At 53.9% G+C, this 4,121-nt stretch carries 5 protein-coding genes and 1 pseudogene; 5 read left to right on the plus strand and 1 reads right to left on the minus strand.

Annotated elements, in window-relative coordinates; translation table 11 throughout:
* The 4 genes and pseudogenes from VJ651_RS20270 to VJ651_RS20285 form a co-directional block, all read left to right on the plus strand.
* A pseudogene (locus VJ651_RS20270) lies at nt 1–324 on the plus strand (succinate--CoA ligase subunit alpha); the annotation flags it as partial.
* Nucleotides 325–458: 134 nt separating this feature from the next.
* Complete coding sequence (locus VJ651_RS20275) at nt 459–1,283, plus strand: Stp1/IreP family PP2C-type Ser/Thr phosphatase (RefSeq protein WP_324109164.1); 825 nt, start codon at nt 459–461, stop codon at nt 1,281–1,283.
* Nucleotides 1,284–1,315: 32 nt separating this feature from the next.
* On the plus strand, nt 1,316–1,930 hold the full coding sequence (locus VJ651_RS20280) for an FHA domain-containing protein (protein WP_324109165.1): 615 nt from the start codon (nt 1,316–1,318) through the stop codon (nt 1,928–1,930).
* Between the two features lie 223 nt (nt 1,931–2,153).
* The gene (locus VJ651_RS20285) at nt 2,154–2,636 is read left to right on the plus strand and encodes a pilin (protein ID WP_324109166.1); all 483 of its coding nucleotides are present in this window, start codon (nt 2,154–2,156) and stop codon (nt 2,634–2,636) included.
* 133 nt (nt 2,637–2,769) lie between these two features.
* Here the strand turns inward: VJ651_RS20285 and moaC are convergent, their stop codons facing one another.
* Entirely contained in the window at nt 2,770–3,291 is a 522-nt protein-coding gene (moaC, locus tag VJ651_RS20290) for a cyclic pyranopterin monophosphate synthase MoaC (protein WP_324109167.1), read from the minus strand.
* 95 nt (nt 3,292–3,386) lie between these two features.
* Here moaC and VJ651_RS20295 point away from each other — a divergent pair.
* A partial coding sequence (locus VJ651_RS20295; protein WP_414691367.1) for a M48 family metalloprotease occupies nt 3,387–4,121 on the plus strand: 735 nt, incomplete at its 3' end.

A 4,121-nucleotide genomic window follows, 5' to 3' on the forward strand; every position in this document is an offset into this window, starting at 1 on the left:
CCGATCAATGGCCTGAAGCACATCGACGTCATGAAGATGTTCAACGACGACCCCGACACCGATGCCGTCATCATGATCGGTGAAATCGGTGGTCCGGATGAAGCGAATGCTTCGTACTGGATCAAGGACAACATGAAGAAACCGGTGATCGGCTTTATCGCTGGCGTCACGGCCCCTCCTGGCAAGCGCATGGGCCATGCCGGCGCATTGATTTCCGGTGGCGCAGACACTGCGCAAGCAAAACTGGAAATCATGGAAGCGTGCGGCATCAAGGTCACCAAGAACCCGTCGGAAATGGGGCGTTTGCTGAAGGCGGCGTTGTAATCATCGCCGTGTCAGAAAGCCAGCCGATGTAACAAACAGGGAGCTATGTGCTCCCTGTTTTGTTTTCGGCAGCGGCAAGCATGCGGGCAGGAACACCTTGTGCTTCAATTCAAGGCACCACGTATAATCGTCCCATGAACAACGCAGGGCTGGAATTCGCTGCAAAAACCGACACCGGGCTCGTGCGATCGCAAAATGAAGATGCGGTTGCAGTTAGCCCAGGGTACGGCTTTGCCATTCTTGCTGATGGGATGGGCGGCTATAGTGCGGGGGAGATTGCAAGTCGAATCGCAGTTTCCGTCGTCGGCCAGGTACTGGAAGACGGCCTCCAGAGAATGCGGGATCAACAGGGCGATTCACGTACGTCGCGCCATCGCCTAATACAGCAGTTGCTCACTGAAGCGATTCAAAAGTCCAACGCCGCCATTCTTGATGCGGCACGCGTCGAACCGCAATATAGTGGAATGGGAACAACGGTCGTTGCGGCGGTTTTCCACCACGATAAAATGATCGTGGCGCATGTTGGCGACTCGCGTGCCTACCGATTGCGCCAGGGAGAATTTGCCCAGCTAACGCGAGATCATTCCCTGTTGCAGGAGCAAATCGATGCCGGGCTCGTCAGCCCCGAATGGGCGCGTTTTTCGCAAAACAAGAATCTCGTGACCAGGGCGGTCGGCGTTGGTCCGGAATTGAGTGTGGAAGTTCATGAGCATATCGTGGAGCTTGGCGATATTTACCTTCTTTGTTCGGATGGCTTGTCCGACATGCTTCTCCCGGAGGAAATAGGCGGGCTATTGGCCAATTCGCAAGAGACACTGGAGCATGTTTGCGATGACCTTGTGCAAAGGGCGAACGACAACGGAGGACACGACAATATTTCGGCAATTCTCATCCGAATTCAATCAATCAATGCCGAGGAACCTGGTCTGCTGGAACGTATCCTGGGGTGGGTTAAATGACTCGGCCAAAGAAAAAATAGTCGGAGAACGACGTGGCAAAGATCATCCTTTCCAAGGGCGATAAGGTATTGCGGGAAGTGAAGCTCTGCAAAGAGCGTGTCACCATCGGACGCCGGCCGCACAACGACATTGTGATAGATGACCTCGCGATCAGTGCGGAACACGCGGTCATCGTCACGCGAGATGTCGACTCGTATCTGGAAGATCTGAACAGTACCAACGGCACACAGGTCAATGGACAGCCGGTCAAGAAACATTTCTTGCAGGACGAGGATATTGTCGAGTTGGCGCAGTATCGGATCACGTATGCGAGGGATGAGGGCACCGATTTTCCCGGCCCTTCGAATGAGGTAATCAGGCATTCCGGCCATGATCTAGGCGCAAATCATATCGCCAGAATCAAAGTGCTGAATGGAGCCACCGCAGGACGCGAAACTCCGTTAAACAGGGCAATTACTACGATAGGCAGGCCGGGAGTACAAGTTGCCGCCATCATGGTGCAGACGGACGGTTACTCGATTGCCCATATTGAAGGAGTAAATTGCCCTTTGATCAATGGAAAGCCCATTGGGACGGAAACCTGCCGGTTGACGCACGGGGACGTCATTGATTTATCCGGCGCACATATGCAGTTCTTGCTGAATTGATAATACCCCCGAAATTTGCCGGTCTGAATGACATTCTCTAAATATCACCGATTTTTAAAAACGAGACTTGTCACGAGCCTGACAAATATCGTCAGTTACCTAACAAAAATTGTTGGGACACACCTAAAACGGCGCGAATTGTAAAGAATTCCCGCTGGCACGCTCGTTGCAGTATGGAAAGCGGGGCGACCGTTCCGCCTACTTTCCAAATGGGAGAAACAACATGAAATCGATGAAAATGGTGCAACGTGTACAGCGCGGCTTCACGCTGATTGAATTGATGATCGTGGTTGCGATCATTGGTATTCTGGCAGCAGTGGCGATCCCGCAATATCAGGATTATGTGTTGAAGTCGAAATGGGGCGCTGCCGTAACCGGCATTGACGGCGTGAAACAAGCCATTTTCCAATGCATGCAAAACAACAACAATGACGGCACCAACTGCGTGACCGTCGCCGAACTTAACGCCTTTGGCTTTGCCGGAAGCGTGCTGCCTACACCGCAAAATTCATCCACTATTGTCGGTCTGACTGGCGGTGCTGGCAAGGTCACGATTAAGTTCACTGGCGCTACAACCATTGGCGGATACATCTATGAAGCCGACTGCGCGCCGGACACCGGTGGAAATATTTCCTGCCTGTCGACGGCCAGCGATACGATGGAAAACAAGACAGGCTTTGTGAAAGGTGCTGGCAACAAGCGCTGACATGCAGGTGTAGGGAAAATCGCCGAGCGTATTTCACCCTATCAACGAAACTCCCCGAGCTGAAGACAGGCCGGGGAGTTTTTATTTTTCAACTATACTATTAATGAGGTCACCACGAATCATGCCGCGTTGGCTACGACGCCGACACTACCCAATCCCCTGATTTTCCACCATGCTTTTCGCGTACTTTGACATCGGAGATGGCCATTCCACGATCCACCGCTTTGCACATATCGTAAATCGTCAGCAATCCAATCTGCACGGCAGTCAGCGCTTCCATCTCCACCCCCGTTTTTCCAAACGTCTCCACTCGTGCAGTGCATGTCACACTTGACTGTGCCACATCAATATCGAAATCTACCGCCACCCTCGTCAGCGCCAATGGATGACAAAGCGGGATCAAATCGCTCGTACGCTTCGCCGCCATGATCGCAGCAACCCTAGCAATTCCCAACACGTCGCCTTTTTTCGCTGTCCCGGACTGGATGATGGCAAGCGTCTCCGGTTTCATGTGAATGATTCCAGTCGCCACGGCGATGCGATGCGTTTCATTTTTGGCACCGACATCAACCATATGTGCCTGGCCGGCCTCGTCGAAATGGGTAAGCCCACCGTTCTCGGCAACGGCATTTTTTTCGTCTTTCTTGATATTCATGGAGAATGGATCGTGAGGATTCTTGAACGAACTACTAGTGGGGGTATCATAGCACCGTAAAATTAACACATTCTCTCTTTCATTTTCATACAACGATGCGTCTTTTGAGTGTCATCGGTATTGCCTTGATGTGCTTGCTGCCCGCGGTTGCGGCGCCATCACTGACAACCGCGCAAACCCTCCCCAGCCTCGGCGACACCGAGCGCGGCGAATTGTCTCCGCTGATGGAGCGCAAGCTTGGCGAACAAATCATGCGCGACATTCGTCGTGATCGCGATTACCTGGATGATGCGCCGCTGTTGGAATATCTCAACAACTTCGGCTCTGGCCTGGTTGCGGCGCGGCCGGAGGCGCGTGGGGAGGCTGGTTATGACTTCTTCTTCTTTGCGGTACGCGATCCGATGCTGAATGCCTTCGCTCTGCCGGGGGGATTCATCGGTGTGCATTCGGCGCTCATTCTGGCTGCGCAGAATGAGTCCGAACTGGCCTCGGTTGTCGCGCATGAAATCGGTCACGTTGCGCAACGCCATATTGCGCGCATGCTGGGCAAGCAGCGTCAGGATGCCTTGATTCCACTGGCCTCGGCGGTGCTGGCCGCGCTGGCGGCGCGCTCCAATCCGGATGCCTCGGCTGCCTTGCTCATGGGCGGACAGGGAATGGCCTTGCAGCGCCAGCTCAATTTCAGCCGCGACGCCGAGCGCGAAGCCGATCGGATCGGTCTTCAGATCTTGCGCGAGGCGCAGTACGATACCTCCGGCATGATTGCTTTCTTCGGGCGCATGCAAAATGCGACGCGCTCATACACCGATGCCGCGCCGGCGTATCTGCGC

Origin of the sequence: Noviherbaspirillum sp. (genome assembly GCF_035254865.1) — a bacterium.
GTDB lineage: Bacteria > Pseudomonadota > Gammaproteobacteria > Burkholderiales > Burkholderiaceae_D > Noviherbaspirillum.